A 23193-nucleotide genomic window follows, 5' to 3' on the forward strand; every position below is an offset into this window, starting at 1 on the left:
CCGGATGGCCAATATTACACTGGGGAAAATATCGGAGGACATGGATAGCCAATAGATATCGATAATCAAGAACAGATCTTTATCCGCACCCTACACTCAGTGAGTCCTAATAAGTCTTCATCATATGACTCTGCGGATAAATGCCTGACATTGCCAATATGTATCAATGATGGAGAATGATATAAATGAAAAAGCTTCTGCGTTATTCCGCTTTATTGATGATGTTGTCGCCAGCGCTGAGCCATGCTGACACTGAAATGCGTTTTTCATGGTGGGGAGGAAACCAACGCCATGAAGCGACGCGCGCCACCATCGATCAGTATAAAGTGCAACATCCTACCGTCACGATAAAAGCAGAGCCAAGCGGATGGGATGGTTATCTTTCCCGCGTCAGTACTCAGCTCGCGGGCTCAACAGAGTCTGATGTGATGCAGATTAACTGGAACTGGTTAGAGCTTTTCTCCAAAAATGGTGAAGGGTTTTACGATCTGAATAAATTGTCTCAGTGCATAGACCTGAGCCAGTTTACCGATCAGGGCAAAAATCTGGTAACGCGCGGCGGAAAACTGAACGGTATTCCTATCGCGTTAACTGCCCGTTTAATGTATTACAACGCTAACGTTTGGCAGCAGGCAGGGTTAGAATATCCGCAAACCTGAGATGATATCCTGAAAGCCGGTCCGGTATTTAAAAGCAAGCTGGGGGATGAATACTATCCGTTCTTCCTCGGCGCGGTGGATACGTCGATTCTGACCTTCCTCAATTCGTACATGGTGCAGAAATACAATATCGCCATGATCGATGAAGAGAAAAAGCAGTTTAATTACACCCCGGAACAGTGGCTGGAATTCTTCGGCTTGTATAAAAAACTGGTGGGTAACCACGTTATTCCTTCCATGAAGTATTTTACCGCTTTCGGTAAAGCCAACGCCTGGGAGATCCGCCCGTGGCTGGAAGGTAAACTGGGTGGAACCTACATCTGGACAACAGAAGGCACTTACGCTGACAGCCTCAAAGCGCCGTCACAGCTGGTGCTGGGACCGTACCCGATGCTGCCGGGGGCTAAAGATTCCGGTTTGTTCTTTAAGCCTTCACAGATTTTTTCTATCGGGAATAACACCAAAAACCCAGAAGAAGCGGCCAAGTTCATTAACTACATGCTTAACGACCCTGCCGGTATCAAAACCATGGGGCTGCAACGCGGTATTCCACTGAGCAAAATCGCTGTAGCGACGTTGGAAAAAGAGGGCATCTTGAAAAGCGGTGATATTCAGGCTCAGTCATTGGAGCAGGTGAATAACTGACTGGCGATGTGAAAGTTTCCTCTTATTTTGAGAACCAAAAACTGCTGTCCGTATTCCTGGATTATCTCCAGCAATATGATTATGGAAAACTGTCTATTGAAGACGTAGCTACCGGTTTTCCGAAAGCAGGTGAACGTGTACTGAAAAGAATCATCTGATGGTATTTGATAAAATCTGACAGAAAACACCGATTTTCTGCAAAAAAATAACGCCGAGTGCATGCATTATCCGCACCCGGCGACAAGAGTATTTTTTTGATTTGTTACGCACGTTCCCGCTGATATGAGTCAATCAGCGGGGATATTCAACACCAGGGCTTTTATTTGTGACAGGGTGAATAACATTACCCTGTTACATCTCAACAGGTAAGTACCCATGAATGAAAACAAGCTATTGGGTCTGGCCTATGTCTCACCCTATATTATATGACTGTTGATATTTACGGCATTCCCCTTTGTCTCATCGTTTGTACTGAGTTTTACTGAATATGATTTAATGAATCCGCCGGTATTTAACGGGGTGGAAAATTACCGTTATATGCTAACGGAAGACGCGTTATTCTGGAAATCCATGGGCGTAACCTTTGCCTATGTTTTTCTGACCATTCTGTTGAAACTGGCGTTTGCATTAGGCATTGCGTTCGTTCTTAACTTCAAGCTGCGCGGCATCGGTTTTTTCCGTACCGCCTATTATATTCCGTCGATTCTCGGCAGCAGCGTGGCGATTGCCGTGCTGTGGCGCGCCCTGTTTGCTATTGATGGACTGTTGAACAGCTTACTTGGCACTCTCGGCATTGAAGCGGTGAACTGGTTGGGCGAACCGTCGCTGGCGCTGATGTCGGTGACTTTATTACGTGTCTGGCAGTTTGGCTCCGCGATGGTGATTTTCCTGGCCGCATTGCAAAACGTGCCGCAATCGCAGTACGAGGCGGCGATGATTGACGGTGCCACCAAATGGCAGATGTTCATCAAAGTGACCGTGCCGCTCATTACACCGGTGATCTTCTTTAACTTTATTATGCAGACCACCCAGGCGTTTCAGGAGTTTACCGCGCCCTATGTGATAACCGGCGGTGGACCAACCCACTATACCTACCTGTTCTCGCTTTATATCTATGATACGGCGTTTAAATATTTTGATATGGGCTATGGCGCGGCATTGGCGTGGGTACTGTTCCTGGTAGTCGCTATCTTTGCGTTGGTGGCGTTTAAATCATCGAAATACTGGGTGTTCTACTCTGCCGATAAAGGGGGCAAAAATGGCTGATTTACCGCAGGGCCACGCGGGCGTGTCGTCCGCTGAAGCGATTGCCGCGGCAGAAGTGCGTCGGACGTTACGCCGTGAAAAATTCAATGCCAGCATCCGTTACACCATCCTGCTGATTGTCGGTCTGCTGATGATCTATCCGCTGGTATGGATGTTCTCGGCCTCCTTTAAGCCGAACCATGAGATCTTCACTACACTGGGGCTGTGGCCGGAGAATCCCACCAGTGACGGTTTTGTGCGGGGATGGAAAACGGGCACTGAATATAATTTTGGTCATTACATGCTGAATACCTTCAAGTATGTGATCCCGAAAGTGATACTGACCATTATTTCCTCCACCATCGTGGCCTATGGTTTTGCTCGTTTTGAAATTCCGTGGAAGAATTTTTGGTTTGCTACGCTGATCACTACCATGTTGCTGCCCAGCACCGTGTTGTTGATTCCGCAATACATCATGTTCCGTGAAATGGGCATGCTGAACAGTTACATGCCGTTGTACTTGCCTTGCGCATTTGCAACCCAAGGGTTCTTCGTCTTCATGTTGATCCAGTTCCTGCGCGGTGTACCGCGTGATATGGAAGAAGCAGCACAGATTGACGGCTGTAACTCCTGGCAGGTGCTGTGGTATGTGGTTACGCCGATTCTGAAACCGGCCATCATTTCTGCCGCATTGTTCCAGTTCATGTGGTCTATGAACGACTTTATCGGCCCGCTGATCTATGTCTACAGCGTGGATAAATACCCGATTGCGTTGGCTCTGAAAATGTCCATCGATGTAACAGAAGGCGCACATTGGAACGAAATCTTAGCAATGGCAAGTATTTCGATCCTGCCATCCATCATCATTTTCTTCTTGGCACAGCGCTACTTTGTTCAGGGCGTGACCAGCAGCGGAATTAAAGGTTAATAGAGGATTTATCATGGCTGAAGTAGTTTTCAACAAACTGGAAAAAGTATATTACAACGGTTTCAAAGCAGTTCACGGTATCGACCTGACCATCAAAGACGGTGAGTTCATGGTTATCGTTGGGCCGTCTGGCTGTGCCAAGTCCACTACCCTGCGTATGCTGGCAGGCCTGGAAACCATCAGTGGTGGTGAAGTTCGCATCGGCGAGCGCATCGTTAACAACCTGGTACCAAAAGATCGCGGTATCGCGATGGTGTTCCAGAACTATGCGCTCTATCCGCACATGACAGTGCGCGAAAACCTGGCATTCGGTTTGAAACTGGCAAAATTGCCGAAAGAGAAGATTTAAGAGCAGGTTAACGAAGCGGCCAAAATTCTGGAGTTGGGAGACCTGATGGATCGTCTGCCGCGTCAGCTGTCCGGTGGTCAGGCGCAACGCGTCGCTGTCGGTCGCGCAATCGTGAAAAAGCCGGATGTGTTCCTGTTTGACGGGCCGTTATCCAACCTGGATGCCAAACTGCGTGCCTCGATGCGTATCCGTATTTCTGACCTGCACAAGCAGTTAAATAAAAGCGGCAAACCCGCGACCAGCGTCTACGTAACCCACGACCAGACCGAAGCCATGACCATGGGCGACCGCATCTGTGTGATGAAGCTGGGCCATATCATGCAGGTGGATACGCCGGACAACCTGTACCACTACCCGAAGAACATGTTCGTGGCTTGGTTTATCGGTGCGCCGGAAATGAATATCAAACCGAGCAAACTGGTGGAGCGGGACGGGCAGGTGGAATTGGTGGTCGGAAATTCCACGCTGGCGCTCAATGCCTCACAGCAGGATAACGTTCGCGCATATCTCGGTCAGGATGTGTTTTTTGGCGTGCGCCCGGAATATGTCAGCGTTTCATTAACACCGTTTGCTGACAATCACTTTCAGGGTGAATTGATTCGCGTGGAAAACATGGGCCACGAATTCTTTATGTATCTGAAAGTGGATAATTTCGAATTGACCTGCCGTATGCCTTCCGATCAGGCCATAGTGATTATAGCCAGCGCGATGCATAAGACGGTCTATTTCCAGTTTGATATGGATAAGTGCCATATCTTTGATGCAAAAACGGAACGAAACATTTCGCTGGCGTAGATCACTTGCACCAAGTGCCGATGGCTTAACAGCCAAATAATGCCATCGGCAGGATAATGGTTTTTCGGTTGTATTTTTGGGTAAGGCATACGGGCCATTAAGGAGTTCCCATCATGTCGCTTAACGTTATCTTTAATAGCGCAGATCCCGGCATCTACAATATCAAGACGCACGCGGAAGGCCCGGCTGGGGCGCTGCCGTTAGCACCAGAAATGCTGGTGGATTCACCCAGCGGCAATATTTTTGGTTTAACGCTGAATGCGGGAATGGGATGGGATCCAAACAGCCTGCTCGGCACCGAAGTGCTGATCCTCGGTACGCAGGGGGAATTCGCGCAGAAGATGGTCGCCCGATTGCGTTGGGATACCACACCGGGCATTGGGAAATCGGCTTGCAGATGCGCGCCGCTGCTGAAACCATCGCGAAAGAGAATGGCGTGCCATTTGCCGCTTATGTCAGCGATCCTTGTGATGGGAGTTCGCAGGGGACAACCGGCATGTTTGACTCCTTGCACTACCGCAATGACGCCGCCATGGTTTTTCGGCGGTTGATTCGCTCCTTGTCTACCCGCAAAGCGGTGATTGGCGTGGCAACCTGCGACAAAGGCTTGCCTGCGATGATGATTGCGCTGGCGTGGACGCACCATTTACCGACCATTATTGTGCCCGGCGGCGCAACGTTGCCGCCGACGCACGGTGAGGATGCCGGTAAAATCCAGACGATTGGTGCTAGCTTTGCCAATCAGGAACTGAGCCTGAAAGAGGCGGCTGAACTGGGTTGCCGGGCTTGCGCCTCTCCGTGGGGCGGCTGTCAGTTCCTTGGCACTGCCGGTACCTCACAGGTAGTGGCTGAAGGGTTAGGGATGGCGTTGCCTTATTCGGCACTGGCACCATCGGGGCAGGAAGTGTGGCTGGACATCGCCAGACAGTCTGCCCGTGCGGCGCTGTTGATGCAGCTCAATGGGTTGACCACCAAGGATATTATTACCGACAAAGCCATTGAAAATGCGATGACGGTACACGCTGCTTTTGGTGGTTCAACCAACCTGTTACTGCACATTCCTGCGATTGCGCATGCAGCTGGCTGTAAAGCGCCGACCGTTGAGCGGTGGATGGCAATCAACCGTAAAGTGCCGCGCTTGGTTAGCGTGTTGTCGAATGGACCTGACTACCATCCCACCGTGCGGGCCTTTATGGCCGGTGGTGTACCGGAAGTGATGCTGCATCTGCGCAAACTCGGGTTGTTGCATGAAGATGTGCTCACGGTGACGGGGGAAACCCTGGGCGAGAATCTTGATGTGTGGGAGCGCTCGAAGCGTCGACGCCGTTTCCGCGAGCTACTTGTAGCGTGCGGCGGTGTTCAGCCAGATGAAGTGATCATGAGCCCAAAGCAGGCCAAGGCACGCGGTTTGACCTCCACCATTACCTTCCCCTCAGGCAACATTGCTCCGGAAGGGGCCGTGATTAAGTCGACGGCGATCGATGCCTCGGTGGTGGATGAACAAGGCATTTACCGCCATACCGGCAAGGCCAAGGTATTCACCTCGGAGAAAGCGTGGATCCGTGCCATCAAGCAAGGGGATATTCAGGCGGAGGACATGATGGTGGTGATCGGCGGCGGGCCGTCGGGCACCGGAATGGAAGAGACCTACCAGCTCACATCAGCGCTAAAACACCTCTCCTATGGCAAGTTTGTTTCGTTGCTCACCGATGCGCGTTTCTCTGGCGTATCCACCGGTGCCTGTATTGGTCATATTGGGCCGGAAGCCTTGGCGGGCGTGCCGATCGGCAAGCTGCGCGATGGTGACATCATCGAAATGATCATTGATCGGAATCAGCTGGTCGGCTCCATCAACTTTATTGGTACAGAATGGCATCCGCTGTCTCCCGAAGAGGGGGTCGCCGTGCTGGCGAACCGGCCCGTACATCCTGAATTACCCGACGATACGCGCTTATGGGCGGCCTTGCAGGCGGTCAGTGGCGGAACCTGGGCGGGCTGTATTTATGATACTGACAAGATCCTTGAGGTTATCAATGCTGGTCTGAAAGCGTTAAAAGAGAATAACAGTGATTAATTTTTAGTTTTAATTCGGGCGGCCAACTGTGCGCCCACCCTCATTATAGCGATAATATTCATTTTCCACATACGGAAAAAGGTGGTGACTTATGTTTAAAACACTTGCGGGTGTTATTCCTCCGGTTCCAACGATTCTTGATGCGAAAGGTCAATTTGATCCGGAAGGCATGGGGATATTAATTGAAAGATTAATTGACTCAGCCGTAAACGGTTTTTTATTTTTGGGGAGTGCGGGAGAGTTTGCCAATTTCTCCCAGGAACAACGCAAAGCGATTGCTGAATTTTGCGTAGCAAAAGTTAATGGGCGCAAACCGGTTATTATTGGTACCGCATCTTGTTCCACGGCGGAGGCCATTGCATTAACGCAACACGCATCAGATATTGGTGCGGATGCGGTGATGATTGTGAATCCCTATTATGCGTTGATGTCCGATGAACGCCTTTATAATCACCATAAGTCTATTGCTGATGCGGTGGCTATTCCGCAATTATTATATAACTTCCCGGCATTAACCGGACAAAACCTGTCCGTAGAGTTAATTGGTCGTTTGGCAGACAGCTGCGCCAATATTGTGGGCATCAAAGATACCGTTGATTGCATGAGCCATATTCGCCAGGTGATCACGGAAGTGAAAGGTCGTCATCCTAATTTTCTGGTGTTCTGCGGCTTTGATGAATACGCCCTCGATACGCTGCTGCTCGGCGGTGATGGCGTAATTCCCGCCACCTCCAATTTTGCACCGGAAATCACCTGCGGTATCTATCAGGCATTTTTGGATAAAGATATGGTTGCGGTGCAAGCGCTGCTGCGCCGCCCAGCCAGGAAATGAAACAGCACCTAATCGCGCAGCTGCGTGAGGCTAATATCGCCATTGGGGAATAACCTCCCCACGTTACAGAGACGCTGCTGTTAAGCGCGTCTCTGTAGCCTAACCTTCAGGAAGAAACCCATGCTGGATAAATCAGTCATCACCACAAAACTCGCCGCGTTGTATCAGGAGATCATTGCCATCCGTGAGGATGATGCCTATCTCAAATCCATTGGTGCCTACGGTTCAGATATGTCTATCGAGCTGTGGGACTGGTCGCAATGCGTCGGATTGTATGGCATTTGGCGCTTGTACCAAGAGACCGGGGATAAGACCTATGTCGACTACCTGAGCGCCTGGTTTGAACGCCATCAGGCTGAGGCGGCAGTAAAGAATGTCAACCACGTCGTGCCGATGCTGACGCTGGTGTCGTTGCTGGAGCAGCAGGAAAATGCGCAGTGGCGCGCGCTGGTAAATGAATACGGCGAGTGGATTTAGCAGGGCCTGCTGCGTACAGAAATGGGGGATTCGCCCACACCACGGCTACGCGCAATAACGAAGGGCAATTGTGGGTCGATACCCTGTTTATGAGCGGTCTGTTCCACGTTAAGGCCGGACAACTGCTCAACAAGTCTACCTATTGCGAAGACGTCATCTACCAGTTTTTGTTGCATACGCAATTTTTAAGCGATCCTGTCAGCGGCCTGTGGCGACACGGCTGGCATTTCACAGAAAAACACCACTTTGCTGGAGCGTTGTGGGGCCGGGGCAATGGCTGGGCGGCGATAACGGCGGTTGAACTGCTGGAATTAACGCGAGCAAGTCACTCTGCGTCGTCGCGTTTTATTGAACAGAACTTCCTGCGCCAAAGCGAAGCGTTGTTAAGCGCTCAGGCGGAAAACGGCATGTGGCACACGCTGCTCAACGATCCGCACAGTTATCAGGAGTTGTCGGCGACGGCGGCGATTTCCTACGCCTTTCTGAAAGGGTATCGACTCGGCATTCTCGATAGCCGCTTTGCCGATGCTGGCGTTGGCTGAAATGTTGCGACACCCTAATCTCTTGGGCACTAAGCTCGCCTGATACACCGGTTTGCATGGCAAGACACCGTTTCTTGTCATGCTGATTTGCCATTTTCTTTGAACTATGTCACTGTTCTGCAAGCGCTCTGGCCGAGATATTTCTTTTGATGAAAATTTGCATTATGCTAGCTGAAGCGTTTCAGTTGGCGTAATTAGGGCGATTGATCCCGAATAGCGGCGAATTTATCCCACAGATGGATCGTCAAGGGCAGGGGTGTTGCCCAAGAATAGTCTTACTTAACAGTTTATTCCGCTGTTGGTACTGATTATTCTATACCCTACATAATTCGAGTATTCAGCTTGATACAGAGAATGCGATGACAATTCGTATTGCGATAAACGGTTTTGGTCGTATTGGCCGCAGCATGTTACGGGCACTGTACGAATCCGGACGTCGGGCCGATATTAGCGTGGTGGCGATCAACGAGCTGGCGAGCGCGGAAGGTATGGCGCACCTGCTTAAATATGACACCAGCCATGGACGCTTTGCCTGGGATGTGCGCCAGGAGTGCGACCAGCTCTACGTGGGCGATGACGCCATTCTGCTATTGCATCAGCTTGAAATTGAGGGGCTGCCTTGGCGAGGGTTGAGTGTCGACGTGGTGCTTGATTGCAGCGGCGTCTATGGCAGTCGTGCGCACGGCGAAGCACATCTGGCCGCCGGTGCGAAGAAGGTGCTGTTTTCTCACCCCGGTGCCAATGATATTGATGCCACCGTGGTGTTTGGCGTCAATCACGATACGTTGAAGCCAGAACACCACATTGTGTCTAACGCCTCCTGTACCACCAACTGCATTATCCCCATTATTAAATTACTGGATGAATCGTTCGGCATTGAAAGCGGCACAGTCACCACGATCCACTCTTCGATGAACGATCAGCCGGTGATTGACGCGTACCACAGCGATTTGCGCCGCACCCGCGCGGCTAGCCAGTCCATCATTCCCGTGGATACCAAACTGGCGGCAGGCATTACGCGTATCTTCCCGCAGTTTACTGACCGTTTTGAGGCGATTTCGGTACGCGTGCCAACCATCAATGTCACAGCCATTGATTTAAGCGTAACGGTAAGGCAAGCGGTAAATGTTAATGAAATCAATGCTATTTTTCAAAAATCAGCGCGTGGAGCATTTCGTGGTATAGTTGACTATACGGAATTACCTTTAGTTTCAGCTGATTTTAATCACGATCCGCACAGTGCCATTGTCGACGGTACGCAGACGCGGGTCAGTGGATCGCACCTGATAAAAACGCTGGTCTGGTGCGACAACGAATGGGGCTTCGCCAATCGTATGCTGGATACAACACGCGTGATGGCAGCCTGCGGTTTTTAGTTATATGCAATTGAATTGTCATGGATTTTAATCTCGATCACACAACTTTATAAGAGAATCAACAAGAGGATTCACCATGTCTGTAATTAAGATGACCGATCTGGATCTGGCGGGTAAATGCGTACTGATTCGTGCGGATCTGAACGTGCCGGTTAAAGAAGGTAAAGTGACGTCTGATGCGCGTATCCGTGCGTCGTTGCCGACCATTGAAATCGCCCTGAAACAAGGCGCGCGTGTCATGGTGACTTCCCACCTGGGACGCCCGACCGAAGGGGAATACAACGAAGAATTCTCCCTGCTGCCGGTTGTTAACTATCTGAAAGATAAAATTTCTTCTCCAGTTCGTCTGGCGAAGGATTATCTGGATGGCGTTGATGTTGCCGAAGGCGAGTTGGTGGTTCTGGAAAACGTTCGCTTCAACAAAGGCGAGAAGAAAGACGACGAAGAGCTGTCGAAGAAATACGCAGCGCTGTGTAACGTGTTCGTCATGGATGCCTTTGGTACGGCGCACCGCGCTCAGGCTTCTACCCACGGGGTAGGCAAGTTTGCTGATATCGCCTGTGCAGGCCCGCTGCTGGCAGACGAACTGGAAGCGTTGGGTAAAGCGCTGAGCAACCCAGAGCGTCCGATGGTGGCTATCATCGGCGGTTCTAAAGTGTCTACCAAACTGACCGTGTTGGGCTCATTGTCCAAAATCGCTGACCAACTGATCGGCGGCGGCGGCATCGCCAACACCTTCGTGGCGGCACAGGGTCACAACGTGGGCAAATCCCTGTACGAAGCGGATCTGATCCCTGAAGCAAAAAAACTGCTGGAAACCTGTGATATTCCGGTACCGAGCGACATGCGCGTGGCGACGGAATTCTCCGAAACCGCAACCGCAACCTTGAAGCCTGTTACTGCCATCAAAGATGATGAACAGATTCTGGACCTGGGTGATGTCTCCGCTGAGCGTCTGGCCGATATTCTGAAAAACGCCAAGACTATCCTGTGGAACGGCCCGGTTGGCGTGTTCGAATTCCCGAACTTCCGCAAAGGGACTGAAATCATCGCTCAGGCGATTGCAGATAGCGAAGCGTTCTCCATCGCCGGCGGTGGCGATACGCTGGCTGCGATTGACCTGTTCGGTATTGCAGACAAGATTTCTTATATTTCTACCGGCGGCGGTGCCTTCCTGGAGTTCGTGGAAGGTAAAAAACTGCCTGCGGTAGTCATGCTGGAAGAGCGTGCTAAGCAGTAATGCCGCTTTGCCTGGTGTGTCACCCGGCAACCAGTTGCTCCCTCGCCGAGTGGGCAACGGTGGGTTCGGACGCTGTGCGTCCGGCCCGTAGTCAATTATCTCAACCCTCCACGGCCAACGAGACGGGACACGTAACATGTCTAAAATTTTTGATTTCGTAAAACCTGGTGTCATCACTGGCGATGACGTTCAGAAAGTTTTCGCAGTAGCAAAGGAAAATGGCTTTGCTCTGCCCGCAGTCAACTGCGTCGGTACTGACTCCGTCAATGCGGTGCTGGAAGCGGCAGCGAAAGTTCGCGCACCGGTTATCGTTCAGTTCTCTAACGGGGGGGCCGTGTTTACAGCGGGTAAAGGCCTGAAAGCGGAAGGTCATAAAGCTGCTATCCTCGGTGCCATCTCTGGCGCACAACACGTTCACCTGATGGCTGAACACTGCGGCATTCCTGTTATCCTGCACACTGACCACTGTGCGAAAAAACTGCTGCCTTGGTTGGATGGCCTGCTGGAAGCCGGTGAAAAACACTTTGCCGCAACCGGCAAACCGCTGTTCTCCTCCCACATGATCGACCTGTCGGAAGAGTCTCTGGAAGAGAACATCGAGATTTGCAGCGAATACCTCAAGCGCATGGCAAAAATCAACATGACGCTGGAAATCGAACTGGGTTGCACTGGCGGTGAAGAAGATGGCGTGGACAATAGCCACCTTGATAACTCCGCACTCTACACTCAGCCGGAAGACGTGGCTTACGCCTACGAAAAATTGCACGCCATCAGTCCGCGTTTCACCATCGCGGCATCGTTCGGTAACGTGCATGGCGTATACAAACCGGGTAACGTGCAACTGACGCCGAAAATCCTGCACAATTCGCAGGAATATGTCTCCAAGAAATTCAACCTGCCGCATAACAGCCTGGACTTCGTGTTCCACGGCGGTTCCGGCTCTACGGCAGAAGAGATCGCCGAAGCGGTGAGCTACGGTGTGATCAAAATGAACATCGACACCGACACCCAATGGGCAACCTGGGAAGGCGTGCTGGCGTATTACAAAAAGAACGAAGGCTACCTGCAAGGGCAGTTGGGTAACCCGGAAGGCGCAGACAAGCCGAACAAGAAGTACTACGATCCGCGCGTTTGGCTGCGTGCTGGCCAGGCAACCATGGTTGCTCGTTTAGAAAAAGCGTTTAAAGAACTGAACGCAATCGACGCACTGTAATCTATATTAATAAGTGCATTGATAAACAATGCATGAAAATAAGAGGCTCCTTTTGTCAGGAGCCTTAATTTTTTCTGGCCCGCTTTGCGACCATTTTGGGTGTGAACCATCCCTTTCAAAGGGTGAAATGCAAAAAATGGGAGAGTGCAAATGGAAGAACTGGATGTAACCGAAAGCCTGAGCCGTATGGGGCAATGGGTGGTCAATAATGAGGCTCTGCTGATTCAGTATGCGGTGAACGTGGTGGCCGCCATTATCATTTTGCTCATCGGCTTGCTGGTGGCGCGTGTGGTATCTAACGGTATCAGCAGAGTGATGGTGGCGCGTGGCATTGATACCACCGTGGCGGATTTTCTCGCTGCATTGGTGCGTTACGGGATTATTGCCTTTACGCTGATTGCAGTATTGAGCCGTATTGGCGTGCAAACCGCATCGGTGATTGCGGTGCTGGGTGCGGCAGGCTTATCGGTGGGTTTGGCGCTGCAAGGCTCTCTGCCAAACTTCGCGGCTGGTGTACTGTTGTTGATGTTCCGCCCGTTCCGTACCGGTGAGTTTGTCGATTTGGGCGGGGTTTCTGGTACGGTGATGCAGGTGCAGATCTTCTCCACTACGATGCGTACGCCGGATGGTAAAATCATCGTTGTTCCCAATGGGAAAATCATTGCCGGAAACATCATTAACAGCGGTCGTGAGCCGGACAGACGCACCGAAATTATCGTTGGCGTGGCCTATGATGCTGATATTGACCAGGTCAAAACGGTGCTGGGGGATATAGTCGCGGCCGATAAGCGCATCCAGCATGAGCGTGGTGTCACCATCCGTTTGAATGAAATGGCCGCGTCATCACTGAATTTTGTCGTATGGGTCTGGACGAGCAACGGTGATGCCATGGAGGTGAAATGGGATCTGTTAGAAAGTTTTAAACGGGCGTTGGATGAGCACCAGATCGGCATTCCTTATCCGCAAATGGATGTGCATTTGCATCAACCCCCGTCAACATCAACGAAGGCGTAATTTTCGCTAGTCCTTTTTAGGCATCTGGTGCTAAGCGCACGGATGCCTAAACGCTTTCGCTCGAAAAGCAAAAAAACAGCCAGCGTATCGACCTACCCTAACCGTCGTTATTGGTTGATATGTGTCGCGTTATGAAACTTGATAAAACTCTGTATCCCCACACCGTGGCGATCGCGATTTTTGCCATCTCATTGTTGTACAACGGGAATCGGCTTTTTTCCGCGCAAAGCCAGGCAGTGATGGTCATTGAGACGTTTCAATCCTTATGGCTGCTGTTTGGTGCGCTGTTCACCTGGTACTATATCAGGCCGTTGCGACGTGAGACTGCTGCGAAGTCCTTTTGACTCTGGAGCATCAGTTGGTGGATCTTATTGTTTGGTCGGGGGATCAGTTGGGGACTGGATTATTTCCCGGATGAGCCTAAGCTCTACTTTCGCATTATCTCCATCGTGCTGATTGGCGTGACGGCCTGTGCGCTGCTGTTGCCCGTGATTCATAGAGAGGTTATTCGCCGTTTCCGGCAAGAAAGCCTGCCGGTGTGGGATATCCTATTATTGGTGCTCTATTTCGTTATCGTCGATACCATCGAACACCACCGCTTATTCGCCTTTCTCTTTGTCTACGACACTGCGCGTACGGATTTGCTGGAAGAGCTGTTTGAACTGCCCTTTATGTTTTCGCTGTTTGCCATTGCGTTCTTACTGCAACGTAATGAAAAGCAGACCGGAACCAAAACAGTGTCAATTTCACATTCTGCATTGCATGATATTCGAAATTAGATTTCCTAATGAATAATTAGAATCTTCAATTTCAATTAATGAAAAAACCACCCTACACTCCCTCGAATTGTTCATTCGGGAGAGTGTAGGGAACCATGTTTGGTATGTATTGGCAGGGATTTTTTTCTGGGTGCGGCGATGATTTTGCCTCTGGGGCCGCAAAACGCTTACGTGATGAATCAGGGGATTCGGCGTCAGTATCACCTGATTATTGCCTTGCTGTGCGCATTGAGCGATGTCATTTTGATTTGTGCTGGCATTTTTGGCGGCAGCGCGTTGCTGAGTCAGTCATCGCTGTTGCTGTCATTGATCACCTGGGGAGGTGTGGCGTTTCTGCTTTGGTGTGGCTGGGGCGCGTTTAACGTGGTCTTCAAGCGTCAACTCGACGTGGTGAGCGTGGATATCGTACGGCAAAGCCGCTGGCGCGTTATCGCTACGGTGTTGGCTGTCACCTGGCTGAATCCGCACGTGTATCTGGATACTTTTGTCGTGCAAGGCAGCATTGGCGTGCAAATGGCACCCGATGAGCGCAGTTAGTTTGCATTGGGCTCCATTACGGCTTCGTTCCTGTGGTTCTTTGCATTGGCGTTGCTGGCACCGTGGCTGAACACGCCAAAAGCACAGCGCGTGATTAATGCCTTTGTTGGCGTCATCATGTGGAGTATTGCGCTGCAACTCGCATATTCCGGTATGCAATAGTGTTGTAAGTTGACGTTTTTTTACGGTATTCCGGAATTCACCTATAGTTAAGCCAAGCCAGCCTGTGCACTATATTTATCAATAACACCATGTTTATCTATAGCCGTAGACATATTCATTGCACAGGCGCACCGCCGTCATCGTGGCGTGCAACGTCGCGCTATTAAATGTAATCAGGAGAAACGACACTGTGAAGCTAAAAGCACTGGCGATAGCCGCCCTGTTAGGATTAAGCACGCTTCCACTGTCCGGTCAGGCCGCTGAATTGCCGAACGGACCGCACTTCGTGACATCGGGCAAAGCGAGCGTGGATGCCGCGCCGGATATTGCAAATCTGGCGATTGAGGTCAGCGTTTCATCGAAAGACGTGGCTGATGCTAAAAAGCAGGTGGGCGACCGCGTGGCGCAATATTTTGCCTATCTGGAAAAACACGGTATTGAGAGAAAAGATATCAGCACCGCCAACCTGCGTACCCATCCTGAATAGGATTTTCTGAAAGATGGTCGTTCTGAACTGAAATGGTATCGTGCGGTGCGTCAGGTGGCGGTAACGGTACGCCAACTGGATCAGCTAAATGCCTTGCTGGATGGTGCACTGCGCGCGGGGTTGACGGAAATCCGCGGCGTGGAGTTGGGGGCAGCCAACCCGGAAGCCTATCGCGATCAGGCACGTCAGCGGGCAATCGAAACGGCGACCAGCCAGGCGAAAGCATTGGCAACCGGATTCAACGCCAAACTGGGACCGATTTACAGCATCCGCTATCAGGTTGCCAACTATCAGCTCGTTCCCATGGCTCGGATGTTTAAAGCGGCGGGCGTCGCGGCAGAGGCCGATGTGGCGCAGACTTACGAGCAGCAAAGCATCCAGTTTGACGATCAGGTTGACGTGGTGTTCGAACTGCAACCTAATCAGTAACGCCTGACTAACGCGCGTCAGGACTGGCGCAATACGCGATGCCCGTGCGAGAGCAGGGCATCCGTCACCTTTCTCATCATCCGACTTTCTGGCGCGAAGCGGTGCCAATAAAGCATACGGCGCTGAAACAGACCCGGCGTCAGATCGACCAACTCGCTGTTTGCCAATTCTCTCTCGATTTGCAGGTGCGGGATCATACAGCAGGTGGTGCCCTGTCGTGCCAGTTGTACGAACGCTTCTGGCGAGTTAACGATATGGCAGGGAACGCTGCCGGGCGAGAAATCGAAATTCTGCTGCAAAAACGCCTGATGCATATCATCCAGATGATCAAAGGCAACCGCAGGAGCGCGCAGCAACGCGGAACGGGTCACGCCGTTCGGGAAGTAGCGTGCGGCAAAATCCGGTGAGGCAACAAACAGATAGTCTAACGCACCGAGCTTATCCACCAGACAACTCGGCAACGGCTGCGGCTGGATACTGACGGCACCAACCACTTCACCACGGCGCAAGCGTTCTTGCGTACGGGTTTCATCTTCCACTTGCAGATTGAGACGAGTGGGGGAATCGACCAGTACCGGTTGCAACGCGGGTAGCAGCCAGGTTGCGAGACTGTCGGCGTTGACCGCCAGCGACAGCAACAGCGGGATATCGCTGCTGGCATCGTTGCCCAGCCACTCTTCTTCCAGCAACTCCACTTGGTGCAACAGCGCCAGCAATTTTTGCCCTTGTTCGGTGGGACGCGGTGGTATGGTTCTGACCAACAGCGGCTGTCCGAACAGGTTCTCCAACTGCTTGATGCGTTGTGAAACGGCGGATTGCGTGATGCACAATTTTTGCGCGGCGCGTTCAAATCCGCGCTCACGGATGACGGCATCGAGAGCCTGAAGTGTGCGATAGTCCGGTCGTTTCATGAAGGTGCCATTTCCTATGGATAAAACTTGGTCTTTGCACTATGCCACATTTTTCCGACGGAACACGCTAAAAATCTGTCCCATTTCACACTGATGGCCGAAAATAATCGAAGGACGCTCGGCGATTGGCGTCGTTTCCGGTGGCGCTTGCCCTATAATACGCCTCTCTCTTCTCACTGTAATTTGCAGGCACGATACAGACCATGACACAAGATGAACTGAAAAAGGCAGTCGGCTGGGCCGCGTTGGATTATGTCCGCCCGGATACTATTGTTGGGGTGGGGACGGGCTCAACGGCAGCGCACTTCATTGACGCGCTGGGTTCTATCAAACACCAGATTAAAGGCGCAGTATCCAGCTCCGTGGCGTCTACCGAAAAGCTCAAAAGCTTAGGCATTACGGTGTTCGACAGCAACGAGGTTGATGAACTGGATATCTATGCGGACGGTGCTGATGAGATCAACCCGCACATGCAAATGATTAAAGGCGGGGGTGCTGCGCTGACGCGTGAGAAGATCATTGCTGCCATCGCACGTCAGTTTATCTGTATTGTCGATGCCTCCAAGCAGGTGGATATTCTGGGCACATTCCCGCTGCCGGTGGAAGTGATTCCCATGGCCCGTGCGTACGTGGCGCGTGAGCTGGTGAAACTGGGCGGCCAGCCGGTCTATCGTCAGGGCGTAGTCACCGACAACGGCAATGTCATTCTGGATGTGCACAACCTCGATATCTCAGATGCCATTGCCGTAGAAAACCGTATCAATGGGATTGCGGGCGTGGTGACCGTCGGTCTGTTTGCCAACCGTGGCGCTGACGTTGCGTTGGTTGGTACCGCGGACGGTGTAAAAACCCTGAAGTAATTTCTCCCCTGCGCATCGGACGTTGGCATTGAAGGTGCTAACATCCGATTTTTTTTTGCTTAAAAACACCACCATTGTTAAAGTCTCACTTTTGGTACTTAATATCACTTTTTCTTATTTTGTTCCCTTGGCATCTGGCAAGGCGACGCATTATCCCTATTTTTTACTGTAAAAGGGAGTTTGTGACGCCGTTGGCAGCATCGGGGAAGCAATCGATTGTCTTGCTGCTGGCGTAATTTTTGTTATGTTGGCAGAGGCTGTTTGGCAAATGGGTTCATTGGCATCTGAAGTCTGAAAATAAGGTCGGGAAATGGCAAAGGTATCACTGGAAAAAGACAAGATTAAATTCCTCCTGGTGGAAGGGGTTCACCAGAGCGCGTTGGAAAACCTGCGCGCAGCGGGTTACACCAACATTTAATACCATATAAGGTGCGTTGGATACGGAAGCGTTGAAAGCCTCCATCCGTGACGCGCATTTCGTCGGTTTGCGTTCCCGTACTCATCTGACGGAAGAAGTGTTTGCTGCCGCAGAAAAGCTGGTTGCCGTGGGCTGTTTTTGAATCGGTATCAATCAGGTTGAATTGCCTTCTGCCACCAAGCGCGGCATCCCTACTGCCAATACCAAAGCGCACCGTGGCGTGTGGCACAAACAGGCTGTGGGCTCATTTGAAGCGCGCGGCAAAAAACTGGGTATCATTGGCTACGGCCACATTGGCACCCAGTTGGGTATCCTGGCCGAAAGCCTGGGGATGCATGTTTACTTTTACGACATCGGGAGCAAACTGCCGTTAGGCAATGCTCAGCAGGTGCGTCATCTGTCCGGATTGCTGAACATGAGCGACGTGGTCAGCCTGCATGTACCGGAAACGGCGAGCACCCAGAACATGATGGGCGCGGATGAGCTGGCGCTGATGCGGATGAGCTGGCGCTGATGAAGCCGAGTTCTATCCTGATCAACGCCTCACGCGGTACGGTCGTCGATATCCCAGCTCTGTGTGAAGTGCTGCTTAGCCAACACATTGCCGGTGCTGCGATTGACGTATTCCCGCAAGAACCAGCCACCAATACTGACCAGTTTGTGTCTCCGCTGCTGGAGTTCGACAACGTATTGCTGACGCCGCACATTGGTGGTTCCACGCAGGAAGCGCAGGAGAACATCGGTACGGAAGTGGCCGGTAAACTGGCGAAGTACTCTGACAACGGTTCGACGCTGTCTGCGGTTAACTTCCCGGAAGTTTCCCTGCCAGTGTAGAGCGATCGCGCACGTTTGCTGCATATTCACGAAAATCGCCCCGGCGTACTGACGGCAATCAACACCATTTTCGCCGAGCAAGGTATCAACATTGCTGCCCAATATCTGCAAACCAGCGCGGATATCGGCTATGTGGTAATCGATGTGGAAACGGATGCAGCGAATACCGCGCTGCAACTGATGAAGGCGATTCCCGGCACCATTCGTGCCCGCCTGTTGTTCTGAGTGCTCGTCGAGCGTTTAATGTCGTGACGCACCTACTTAAAATCGTCATTCCCGGCTTTCGCCGAGGATGACGAGAGGTAAAGTGGCCTTGTCATCAGTCAAACAGCCCCTTTGGGGCTGTTTGCTTAAAGAGGCTGACAACGCGAGGGTTTATAACGCGATAGTCACCTTGCCGCGCATATGCCATTCCTGCACCTTGGCGTGAGCCTGTTGCAGCGTTTCAACGTTTAAACCGTTCAATACTTCACTGGCGGTGCCTTGCAGTTTGCCCGCGTCCACCAGGTGTGCTACTTCTTGCAGAATTTTCCCTTGCTGTTCCATATCCGGCGTTTGGTACATGCTGCGGGTAAACATGAATTCCCAATGCAGCGAGGCACTTTTGCGCTTCAGTTCGTTCTGATCCAGAGGACGTTCTTTTTCCACAATAGTGCAAATCTTGCCCTGCGGGGCGATCAAAGTGCCTATCGCGCTCCAGTGGCCGTCGGTGTCGTTCAGGCAGAAAATATAATCCACCTGGATGATGCCTGCTTTTTTCAGTTCCCCGACTAAATCGCGATAATCAACCACGAGATCGACACCGCGCTGACGGCACCATTCTGTCGAATCAGGACGGGATGCCGTGGCGATGACATTGACCTTGCTGCGCAGTGCCGCCAGTGAAATAGCCAGAGAGCCAACGCCGCCCGCGCCGCCGATAATCAGCAGGCTTCTCCCTGCGTCAGCGTCCTGAATCTCGAGGTGTTCAAACAGTCCTTCACAGGCGGTGAGCGCGGTCAGCGGCAGCGCAGCAGCAGCGGCCCAGTCAAGGGATACCGGTTTGTGCGCCACAATCCGTGCATCAATGAGTTGATGCGAGCTGTTGCTGCCAGCGCGTGTGATATCGCCGGCATACCACACTTCATCGCCCACCTGAAAACCGCTGACGCGATCGCCAATGGCAAGTACGGTACCACTAGCATCCCAGCCTAACACGCGCGGCTCAGCCAACCCGTTTTTCCGCAAACCGGCATGGACTTTGGTATCGACAGGATTGATGGATACCGCTTTTACCTCAACCAGCAGATCGTGTGGGCCGGGTTGCGGCTGCTCTTGGGTAATGGCGATAAAACGTTCGGTATGTTGGGGGTCAACGGCAATAGCATGTACGGTCATGATCTGTTCCTCATTGTTTCGATGAGAAAAGTGTAGAACGAACTCATCGTGCTGATAAGATGGACAATCATTAACGAAGTGTTTGTTATAGGCGAACAGTTATGTTTAAACCTTCCATGTTCAGGCAGTGGCAAGATATGGCTCTGTTTGCGCTGGTAGCCGAATGTGGTAGCGTGACACAGGCCGCGCTCAAGGCTGGCATGGCCAAATCCAGCCTCAGCTTGCGTATCAGTCAGCTCGAACAGCAGCTTGGGTTACGGCTGCTAAACCGCACTACGCGCAAGATCAGCCTGACGTTTGCTGGCGAGCGCTATCTGATCCATTGCCAGGAGATGATGCAGGCCAGTGAGCGTGCCGATCTCGCTATTCAACATTTACGTGATAATCCGAGCGGGCGGCTTCGCATCACCAGCCCGGCTGGTTTCGGCGCCACGCTGCTGGCGCGCTTGACTACCGAGTTTCAGCGCCGCTTTCCCGCCGTATCTCTGGAAATTGCCATCTCTGACACGCTGGTGGATTTAGTCGATGAAGGGTTTGACGTGGCATTTCGCACCGGCAAACAGCTAGATTCGTCTCTGATTGGCAGACCGTTGGGTGTGACGCCGCGTTATCTGGTGGCATCGCCGCACTATCTGGCGGGCCACCCGGCATTGGTGCATCCGCAGCAGCTTCAGTCTCACCAATGCATTGCCCATCGTGCCTGGGCGGAGTGGTCATTGCAGCTCGGCAGCGAGGATTATCGCTGGCTGCTTCCGCTGACGCACACCACGGACAATCTGCTGTATGCCCGTAAATGTGCGATGGCGGGCGCGGGCATTACTCTGTTGCCCGCGTTTCTTGTCGATGGCGTCGATCTGCCCCGACCATTGGTGCGCGTGTTGCCTGAATGGCGTGCAGAACCTAATGAACTCTATTTGGTTTATCCCAGCAGGAAACTTAATTCTACCGCAATGGCCTGCTTTATCGAATTTGTGCTGCAACATGATGCGCTGGCGGAATATGTCACGCTGACCACACCTTTATCCTGATAGTGTGACGCGTTATATAATGTAAAAACACATTTCTTATTTTTAGAAATATAACACCACTTTATTTGAAGCGTGATTATGATCACGACTTCAAGATGGATGTTTTCACGCTATTGCCGATAAAACATGAATCTGACGATGTTTTTTAGCAACGCCAATGCTGTTCATGGTGCGTTGCGGAAGGGATATCCATACCAGCCGTTGTCGAAGTGAGAAAAACAGTCATGTCCGAATTAAAAGGAAATTCAGGTTATATCAACAACATCAGACTTGTTACGCTATTTATTAGTCTGTTAACGATTATTTTATTACTGTTCGCTATCTCAATCGGTACGGCGAGTTATTTTCTTAAACAGAGTAATGATGCATTAGATCGGGCCAACCTGGTTTCTGATGTGCGTGCTGGCATCAGCAGCATGGATCAGTTGCGCGTTGGTGATGCAGAGGGCTATAAAAGCGCACTTACACTGGCGGAAAACCGGGTAAAAAGCTCACAAAAACGCTTCGATGAATATCTGGCCCGACCGGATAAATTCAACGCGCCCGCTGGATTGGATGATGAACTCGCCGTTAACTACGCGGCGTACCGCGATAACGCGGTCAAACTGATCATCGAGGCGGTGAAGCGAGGCGAATTTGAAGAAGTCATTTCACTGGAAAGCGATGAAGCGCGCAAACTGGACGAAAACTACGCGCAATCGGTGCGTAAAGCGGTGCGTTATCTGACAGATAACGCTACGCAAATCAACCAGCACGCCGAGGCCAATTCGCGCCGGGGCTTTATGCTGATGGCGCTCTCCTTTGTGGCTTACATTGTGATGGCTGCGATCATCTACGTGATTATCCGCAATGCATTACTGGCTCCGCTGGATCGGTTGGTGATGCGCATTCAACGTATTGCCGCCGGGGATTTAACTCAAAGTGCTAGTGAGATGGGGCGTAATGAAATCGGTATTCTGGGACAGAATGCCCAGAACATGCAGGCCGCATTGGCAGAAACGGTTAGTGTGGTGCGCGAAGGGGCAACGGCGATTCATCTGGGGGCCACGGAAATTTCTGCGGGTAACATCGATCTCTCCTCACGCACGGGGCAGCAGGCCGCCGCGCTAGAAGAGACTGCCGCCAGTATGGAACAACTGACGGCTACGGTGAAACAAAACTCCGATAACGCTCACCATGCCAGCCAACTGGCGAAAAATGCCTCTACCAAAGCGGAGAAGGGCGGTGATATCGTGAATAACGTGGTGACCACCATGAGCGATATTTCTACCAGTTCACACAAGATTGCGGACATTACCTCCGTGATTAACAGCATTGCTTTCCAGACCAACATTCTGGCGCTGAATGCCGCCGTTGAAGCCGCCCGTGCCGGTGAGCAAGGGCGCTGGTTTGCCGTGGTGGCTGGTGAAGTGCGCAGCCTGGCGAAGCGCAGTGCACAGGCGGCAAAAGAGATTGAATCCCTGATCGGTGAATCAGGTCGCCTCGTTGATACCGGTGCGCATCTGGTGTCACAGGCGGGAGAAACCATGGGTGAGATCGTTCAGGTGGTCACCAGCGTGACCGACATCATGGGGGAAATCGCCTCCGCGTCTGATGAACAGAGCCGGGGTATCAGCCAAGTGAGTCAGGCGGTGTCGGAAATGGATAATGCAGTGCAGCAGAATGCGGCGCTGGCACAGGGGGCCTCTGCAGCGGCGGTATCGCTGGAGGATCAGGCTGGGCGTTTGACGCAGGCGGTTGCGGTATTCCAGATAGCTTCGCCAGCGCCCCCCGCGCGCTGGCAGCCTCGACGGGCGCTGCTGTGCCAACGTCAGTGCAGAGCAAACCTGCGTTGCCTGCGGCAGGTACAAAACGGGTCAAGCCGGATGACAATCAGAATTGGGAAACCTTTTGATCGCTATTGAGCGGCAATCACCATAAAAAAACGCCCTGGCAATAACCGAGGCGTTTGATATGACGAGATATTTTACTACCTGGCGCTA

15 protein-coding genes and 7 pseudogenes are annotated in these 23193 nt (G+C 51.8%); 20 read left to right on the forward strand and 2 right to left on the reverse strand.

Annotation, left to right across the window (positions count from 1 at the left end; all coding sequences use genetic code 11):
* The first annotated feature begins 185 nt into the window (after window positions 1-185).
* The 16 genes and pseudogenes from JZM30_RS08810 (at window position 186) to JZM30_RS08885 (ending at window position 15783) form a co-directional block, all read left to right on the forward strand.
* A pseudogene (locus tag JZM30_RS08810) lies at window positions 186-1462 on the forward strand (ABC transporter substrate-binding protein).
* Window positions 1463-1733: 271 nt separating this feature from the next.
* A complete protein-coding gene (locus JZM30_RS08815; protein WP_252318801.1) occupies window positions 1734-2570 on the forward strand; it encodes a carbohydrate ABC transporter permease in 837 nt (278 codons plus the stop codon).
* The gene (locus JZM30_RS08820) at window positions 2563-3477 is read left to right on the forward strand and encodes a carbohydrate ABC transporter permease (RefSeq protein ID WP_252318374.1); all 915 of its coding nucleotides are present in this window, start codon (window positions 2563-2565) and stop codon (window positions 3475-3477) included. Before JZM30_RS08815 ends, JZM30_RS08820 begins: the two co-directional genes overlap by 8 nt.
* A 13-nt stretch (window positions 3478-3490) precedes the next feature.
* Window positions 3491-4621 (forward strand): annotated as a pseudogene (locus tag JZM30_RS08825) (ABC transporter ATP-binding protein).
* Between the two features lie 113 nt (window positions 4622-4734).
* Window positions 4735-6695 (forward strand): annotated as a pseudogene (locus JZM30_RS08830) (YjhG/YagF family D-xylonate dehydratase).
* A 91-nt stretch (window positions 6696-6786) separates the two neighbouring features.
* Window positions 6787-7527 (forward strand): dihydrodipicolinate synthase family protein, encoded by a 741-nt coding sequence (locus tag JZM30_RS08835; RefSeq protein WP_252318375.1) that lies wholly within the window; start codon window positions 6787-6789, stop codon window positions 7525-7527.
* Between the two features lie 120 nt (window positions 7528-7647).
* Window positions 7648-8004, forward strand: coding sequence for a glycoside hydrolase family 88 protein (locus JZM30_RS08840; RefSeq protein WP_252318376.1), 357 nt, complete (start codon window positions 7648-7650; stop codon window positions 8002-8004).
* Window positions 7995-8546 (forward strand): glycoside hydrolase family 88 protein, encoded by a 552-nt coding sequence (locus JZM30_RS08845; RefSeq protein WP_252318377.1) that lies wholly within the window; start codon window positions 7995-7997, stop codon window positions 8544-8546. The genes JZM30_RS08840 and JZM30_RS08845 overlap by 10 nt, the downstream gene beginning before the upstream one ends.
* A 359-nt stretch (window positions 8547-8905) precedes the next feature.
* A complete protein-coding gene (gene epd, locus JZM30_RS08850; RefSeq protein WP_252318378.1) occupies window positions 8906-9922 on the forward strand; it encodes an erythrose-4-phosphate dehydrogenase in 1017 nt (338 codons plus the stop codon).
* 76 nt (window positions 9923-9998) lie between these two features.
* Complete coding sequence (gene pgk, locus JZM30_RS08855; RefSeq protein WP_252318379.1) at window positions 9999-11162, forward strand: phosphoglycerate kinase; 1164 nt, start codon at window positions 9999-10001, stop codon at window positions 11160-11162.
* Window positions 11163-11298: 136 nt separating this feature from the next.
* Window positions 11299-12375, forward strand: a complete 1077-nt coding sequence (gene fbaA / locus JZM30_RS08860) for a class II fructose-bisphosphate aldolase (RefSeq protein WP_252318380.1) — start codon at window positions 11299-11301, stop codon at window positions 12373-12375.
* Between the two features lie 150 nt (window positions 12376-12525).
* Window positions 12526-13389 carry a small-conductance mechanosensitive channel MscS gene (gene mscS, locus JZM30_RS08865; RefSeq protein WP_252318381.1) on the forward strand — a complete coding sequence of 288 codons (864 nt, stop codon included), beginning with the start codon at window positions 12526-12528 and terminating at the stop codon, window positions 13387-13389.
* Between the two features lie 131 nt (window positions 13390-13520).
* A complete protein-coding gene (locus JZM30_RS08870; RefSeq protein WP_252318382.1) occupies window positions 13521-13733 on the forward strand; it encodes a hypothetical protein in 213 nt (70 codons plus the stop codon).
* 27 nt (window positions 13734-13760) lie between these two features.
* A complete protein-coding gene (locus tag JZM30_RS08875; RefSeq protein ID WP_252318383.1) occupies window positions 13761-14168 on the forward strand; it encodes a hypothetical protein in 408 nt (135 codons plus the stop codon).
* 95 nt (window positions 14169-14263) lie between these two features.
* Window positions 14264-14867 (forward strand): annotated as a pseudogene (gene argO, locus JZM30_RS08880) (arginine exporter ArgO).
* 190 nt (window positions 14868-15057) lie between these two features.
* A pseudogene (locus tag JZM30_RS08885) lies at window positions 15058-15783 on the forward strand (oxidative stress defense protein).
* Window positions 15784-15800: 17 nt separating this feature from the next.
* Here JZM30_RS08885 and JZM30_RS08890 read toward each other — a convergent pair.
* Window positions 15801-16694, reverse strand: a complete 894-nt coding sequence (locus JZM30_RS08890) for a LysR family transcriptional regulator ArgP (protein ID WP_252318384.1) — start codon at window positions 16692-16694, stop codon at window positions 15801-15803.
* Window positions 16695-16897: 203 nt separating this feature from the next.
* Between JZM30_RS08890 and rpiA the strand changes: the two genes are divergently transcribed.
* Window positions 16898-17554: a ribose-5-phosphate isomerase RpiA gene (gene rpiA / locus JZM30_RS08895; RefSeq protein WP_252318385.1), complete on the forward strand. Its 657-nt coding sequence runs from the start codon at window positions 16898-16900 to the stop codon at window positions 17552-17554.
* A gap of 310 nt (window positions 17555-17864) precedes the next feature.
* Window positions 17865-19031, forward strand: a pseudogene (gene serA / locus JZM30_RS08900) (phosphoglycerate dehydrogenase).
* Between the two features lie 150 nt (window positions 19032-19181).
* Here serA and JZM30_RS08905 read toward each other — a convergent pair.
* Window positions 19182-20183 (reverse strand): zinc-binding alcohol dehydrogenase family protein, encoded by a 1002-nt coding sequence (locus JZM30_RS08905; RefSeq protein WP_252318386.1) that lies wholly within the window; start codon window positions 20181-20183, stop codon window positions 19182-19184.
* Between the two features lie 116 nt (window positions 20184-20299).
* Here JZM30_RS08905 and JZM30_RS08910 point away from each other — a divergent pair, with 116 nt between their 5' ends.
* Window positions 20300-21211, forward strand: a complete 912-nt coding sequence (locus JZM30_RS08910; RefSeq protein ID WP_252318802.1) for a LysR family transcriptional regulator — start codon at window positions 20300-20302, stop codon at window positions 21209-21211.
* 224 nt (window positions 21212-21435) lie between these two features.
* A pseudogene (locus JZM30_RS08915) lies at window positions 21436-23105 on the forward strand (methyl-accepting chemotaxis protein).
* Window positions 23106-23193: the final 88 nt, after the last annotated feature.

The organism is Candidatus Symbiopectobacterium endolongispinus, from assembly GCF_018777385.1.
In the GTDB taxonomy this organism is placed as follows: Bacteria; Pseudomonadota; Gammaproteobacteria; order Enterobacterales; family Enterobacteriaceae; genus Symbiopectobacterium; species Symbiopectobacterium endolongispinus.

Excerpts from the sequence above, each read along its gene's own strand:
- JZM30_RS08820 (WP_252318374.1), top strand. The coding sequence starts at position 2,563 with ATGGCTGATTTACCGCAGGGCCACGCGGGCGTGTCGTCCGCTGAAGCG.
- JZM30_RS08835 (WP_252318375.1), top strand. The coding sequence starts at position 6,787 with ATGTTTAAAACACTTGCGGGTGTTATTCCTCCGGTTCCAACGATTCTT.
- JZM30_RS08840 (WP_252318376.1), top strand. The coding sequence starts at position 7,648 with ATGCTGGATAAATCAGTCATCACCACAAAACTCGCCGCGTTGTATCAG.
- epd (WP_252318378.1), top strand. The coding sequence starts at position 8,906 with ATGACAATTCGTATTGCGATAAACGGTTTTGGTCGTATTGGCCGCAGC.
- pgk (WP_252318379.1), top strand. The coding sequence starts at position 9,999 with ATGTCTGTAATTAAGATGACCGATCTGGATCTGGCGGGTAAATGCGTA.
- fbaA (WP_252318380.1), top strand. The coding sequence starts at position 11,299 with ATGTCTAAAATTTTTGATTTCGTAAAACCTGGTGTCATCACTGGCGAT.
- mscS (WP_252318381.1), top strand. The coding sequence starts at position 12,526 with ATGGAAGAACTGGATGTAACCGAAAGCCTGAGCCGTATGGGGCAATGG.
- JZM30_RS08870 (WP_252318382.1), top strand. The coding sequence starts at position 13,521 with ATGAAACTTGATAAAACTCTGTATCCCCACACCGTGGCGATCGCGATT.
- JZM30_RS08890 (WP_252318384.1), bottom strand. The coding sequence starts at position 16,694 with ATGAAACGACCGGACTATCGCACACTTCAGGCTCTCGATGCCGTCATC.
- rpiA (WP_252318385.1), top strand. The coding sequence starts at position 16,898 with ATGACACAAGATGAACTGAAAAAGGCAGTCGGCTGGGCCGCGTTGGAT.
- JZM30_RS08905 (WP_252318386.1), bottom strand. The coding sequence starts at position 20,183 with ATGACCGTACATGCTATTGCCGTTGACCCCCAACATACCGAACGTTTT.
- JZM30_RS08910 (WP_252318802.1), top strand. The coding sequence starts at position 20,300 with ATGTTCAGGCAGTGGCAAGATATGGCTCTGTTTGCGCTGGTAGCCGAA.